At 37.1% G+C, this 4,004-nt stretch carries 1 protein-coding gene; it reads left to right on the top strand.

The genetic code is table 11. The annotated features are described in order from the left end of the window. Nucleotides 1-22 precede the first annotated feature (22 nt). Nucleotides 23-3,835, top strand: coding sequence for a polysaccharide lyase family 8 super-sandwich domain-containing protein (locus tag F8B77_RS17120; protein WP_151656857.1), 3,813 nt, complete (start codon nt 23-25; stop codon nt 3,833-3,835). Nucleotides 3,836-4,004: the final 169 nt, after the last annotated feature.

Raw genomic sequence — 4,004 nt, 5'->3', positions numbered from 1 at the left:
TACGTCATCGGATGAGATAGATATGGTGTTTGAACAGCCATTTCAGAATGCATCTCCAAAGGTTGAACACATAAAAAAACGCAAAGCAGCGATAGGACAATTGCTGGCGTATTACAAACAAGAGGTCGGTGCTCCTGCTCCTGAGCTATCCACATACCAAGACGTTGGTCTAGATAATATTGAACAGGAAGAAGTCGATTATTTAAATGACGTGATACAGACAAATACGCTGTTGGCTGAAAGAAATATATTAAAGCTTATTAATCTGTTTTCGCTCGAATTTCATTCCGCAAATGACCATAAAAATAACCTTGTTAGCACATCAACATTTGTTTTCAATGTGCTTGAATTTGACGGTGGGAAACCACTCGCATTTGTTGATGCTAATTTAGCACAGTGTGTGCAGGATACAGCTTTCGAGAATGGCTGGCGTCTTGCAAATGAAATAACGAGCCTTAATTGCAGTAATTTAGATATTAATAGTATAACGGGGCTAGAAGTATTAACAGGGTTAAAAGAGTTAGATTTATCTAATAACACTCTCTCAGAAGTGAATTTAAGTCCATTTAGCGAACTTGTTAGTTTGAACTTAGCAAGCAATCAGCTAATGAGCCTTGATTTATCTAATCAACTCTATCTTGATCAGCTTGTATTTATGGACAATTCATTAACTGAGATGATTCTAGAACAAAATAGCCCCTTTAACAGGCCAATGGCCGATATACGTGCCATTGAGCGAACTAATATTATTATTCATTCTGATATAAACAACCAAGATGATGATAGCTTAAGCTATTCTTGGCAGCAGTTGTCAGGAATCGAAGCTGAACTTACCAATAACGAGACAGCTAATCTTGATGTTAATCTTCCTCCATTAGGTGAAAAAGACTCAGATACTCTGATCTTTAGTCTTACAACCTCAAATAATGCAGGCCTTGTGAGTGTATCAACGGTACTCGTAAATCTTTTTTCTTTTTGGCATCAAGAGTTTATTAGTCCTAATTTGGTGACAGTAGCTAAACGCGAACTGATGGGGGCGCCAATAATTTCATATCAAAATGACAGTACTAACCAGCTTACTGATTTATTGATCACTATCCCTGCAGATAGCACTCAACCAACAGGTGTCAGTTATCGATTTCATGTTCAAAAATACAAAACGATTGAGTTTGATTTGTCACTTAGTGCGGAGCACATTAACAGCGTGATTAACAATGACGATATTAGTCTAGATATAGGGTTGAAATTAACGAATAGTGGTCAATATGTCAGCTCCCAAACTTTAGTATTAAAGCCTAATGAACCTCAATCGCTCTTATTACAACATTTTTTGACAGAAGGCGGCCAAGAAGTCTTACTCGAAATACAATCTTCAACGCCAGATATTAGTATTAGATTACATAATATTGTTGTTGGCGATCATAATATCCCTCCGGTTTCTCAATGTTTTGCAATTCATACTCCTGACGAGCAGATAGAACTTGATTTTAATTCTGAGGATTTATTAAAAGTTAAAACAGCCATATATAATACAAAAGTGGGTGAAAATTATAATCCCACAGATATGAGTAATGTCGATAATTACTATAATGCGTTTAATTTTTCTTTAGATAGCAATAATCAACTAACATCAACTAAAAACTTCTCTTCATATGGAGAATTACGTAACATAGCTAGAACGTTAGCAGCATATTTAAAAAACCATCCAGACGACATCGATTATATAAACAAAGCTAATAATCTAATTCGATATTTAAGCGAGCAAGTGTGTCGAGGTGACTTTATTATACCTTTCTATGGGATTGATGATGCTAGTGATGAAATATTGCTATTGAGCGATTACTTATCTGAACACGTCAAATCATTATTCAGCGCAGTATTATCTAGAGAATCACACGTATTTAAGTATCTCTGGATGAGTGATAAAGAATATGGACTGGCGACGAAATCATTTATTTCAACGGATGATGTGTATTTAAGGTTTGAATTTCTTATTCCACATGCTTTTTTATTTACTGATGAAAATAAAATCCATCAACAATTAGCAGCGGTGCAGAGATTTTCAAATCGCGTATTAACCCATAGCCCAACGACCTTTGATGGAATTAAACCCGATGGCGCTACATTTCATCACTGGTCTCATCATCCGAGTTACCTCTACAGCTATAAAAGCCTAATAGAGGGAAATATCTATTTAATTGATACACATTACAAAATACCGGCTAAACCATTAAATAATCTGCTCAAAGCCACCAGCTTATTAGCCTTAACCGGCAATGATAATCGTCTTTTACCTTTATCTCTTAGTGGTAGAGGCCCGCAGAATAGACTACAAGACATTACAAGTGGTTACATTTTCAAGTTAAATCAACTCGAGTTAGACTCTATTCGACCCGTTGATTATTCTTATACAGCAACGTTACTCAATTTTGTTTATCCTAATGCGACACCACTTGATGATGCCAATGAAGCGGTTTATCCCATGGAAGGGGTTTATCAATTCAATTATGCAAATTATGGCTTATTGCGGCATAAAGACTGGCTAGTGGTCAATAAAGGGCAATCTCGATCATTATGGGGGGCTGAAATTTATTCCAATGCCAACCGATTTGGTCGCTATCAGAGCTATGGTTCACAGGAGGTTATTTATCACGGTGGTAAACTAGATAATGGATATAATCATCAAACATGGAACTGGAATTACAATCCAGGAGCGACCACTATCGTGCTCCCTTGGATTGAGTTATTGGCTGAGTTTAATCGCATAGATGAATATCAAAAATATGGTTTTGCCGGGGCTTTAAGCTTTAACAGATCAGAGACTCCTTTACTACCTTTGAAGCATGTAAAAGGGGATATCGGACTATTTGCAATGAACTTCAAAGAACAAGATGTCACTTCGGGTTGGGGAGCTGTTTATTATGATGGTAACAAAGTGAACACCGTTCCTCGTGATAAAAGTTTCAGCTTTAAGAAGTCCAGCTTTTACTTTGAAGATTTAATTATTAATCTTGGCTCCAATATTACCGCTGAAAATAGTAATGAGCACCCGGTTGTTACTACCCTTTATCAAAGACAAGATAATGGAATTAACAATATAAATGTTAATGGTGTCGTAGACGCCGTTATTGATGATTCTACTTATGATGTGGGAAATATGGCAGATCAGTGGCTCATCGATAACAGTGGAACAGGCTTTTATTTCGTTCATTCTGGTGCGGGAATAATGTTGCAACACACCGATCAACAAGTACCACAGCATAATAGTAATGCCACCGAAAATCTAACGAACAACCCCATTGAGCCCTATCACTTAGGATATATTAATCATGGGGTTAATCCTATTCAAGGCGAATATGAATACCTCTTGTTTCCCGCAACAAATCAAGAAAAAATGACGACATTTACAGAACAATTCTCTCAACAAAAAACCTATATTGTCCATCAAAAGGATGATGTTGCCCATATTGTCGAAAAAGATAGCGTTTGGGGGTTTGCTATTTTTGATGCCAGCTTAACTTTAGAACAAGGGTATGTAAACTCAGTGTCAAAGCCGGTATTAATCATGATGGAGAAAGATACAAATGTGGATTCAAGCCCTTTATCTATAGCGATGGCAGATCCAGATTTAGGATTTACTATGCGCTCTAATGGCGTCGATCCATCACCGATAAGACACCAACTACGATTAAACGGTGCATGGGAAATGGCAGTAGAAAATCGCAACGTAAAGATCCTTACCCAAGAAAACTGTGATTTTACATTGATGGAAGTAACCCTCGCTCATGGCATTGCCGAGCAATGGGAAATGCAACCTAATACAGATTGTCCTTGATTGGTTAATTAATAGATTTAACATCTTTATGGTTTAGAAGTTCCTCCTTCTTCCCAACTAATAGTGTAACAATTAGCGTTGTAGTGATTATTAATACGAGTCGCCAGGGACCCAGCAGTCTTTGGTAGAGCAACTGCGAAAAAGTAGGTAATAGTACTTTCTAAAGGTG

Origin of the sequence: Aliivibrio finisterrensis (assembly GCF_008933155.1) — a bacterium.
Lineage (GTDB): Bacteria > Pseudomonadota > Gammaproteobacteria > Enterobacterales > Vibrionaceae > Aliivibrio > Aliivibrio finisterrensis.
This window is presented reverse-complemented; position numbering and strand designations above follow the sequence as displayed.

Excerpts from the sequence above, each read along its gene's own strand:
- F8B77_RS17120 (WP_151656857.1), top strand. The coding sequence starts at position 23 with ATGGTGTTTGAACAGCCATTTCAGAATGCATCTCCAAAGGTTGAACAC.